A 673-nucleotide genomic window follows, 5' to 3' on the forward strand; every position below is an offset into this window, starting at 1 on the left:
GTATCATACAATATCTTTAAACCAAAACAAAAGTCATGATATTCAATAAAATAAAAAGAGCCTTCATTTGGATTGGATTAGTTCTAATTTTTCTTGTATCCTGTACTAACGTAACAGATAATTTTAAAACTATAAAAATTGATTCCGCTGATTTCTCAAATTGGGAGGAGTTGTTAGAAATAACAGATATCGTTCCTTTAGAAGAGGACAGTTGCTATCTAATCTCTATTGCAGATAAATGTATATTCTCAAAGGATTATTTGTTCCTTAGTGATTACAAAACAAAGAAGATCTATAAATATTCAAAAAATGGCAACTTCCTTGGTACTATAGGAAAAAGGGGACACGCAAAAAATGAATATACAGACATATTAGATATGTGGTTAACTGACAATGATTCAACACTCGTAATCCTTGACACGCGCAGTCTATTATTTTATTGTACGAGAACAGGTGAGTACAGAAAAACTGTTAGAAATAAGAATTATGATTATGAACGTTTTGCGATACAAAATGATGGAAACATTCTCTTTGTTCCTGATATAGATGGCAAAGCCAGTATTATTTCTGATGGAATAGATGGAGTTAAAGAAATACGTGAAAGGAAACGTGTCCCATTTATAGTTAATACATTTTATAATTTCGAAAATACATGTAGAGTAGTAAGCGATTA

1 protein-coding gene is annotated in these 673 nt (G+C 30.5%); it reads left to right on the forward strand.

Annotation, left to right across the window (positions count from 1 at the left end):
* Positions 1-35: 35 nt before the first annotated feature.
* Positions 36-673 (forward strand): 6-bladed beta-propeller (locus tag CIL02_RS11005; protein WP_141210212.1); only part of this gene is annotated, 638 nt, incomplete at its 3' end.

This window comes from Prevotella sp. P3-122, assembly GCF_002251365.1.
Classification (GTDB): Bacteria; Bacteroidota; Bacteroidia; order Bacteroidales; family Bacteroidaceae; genus Prevotella.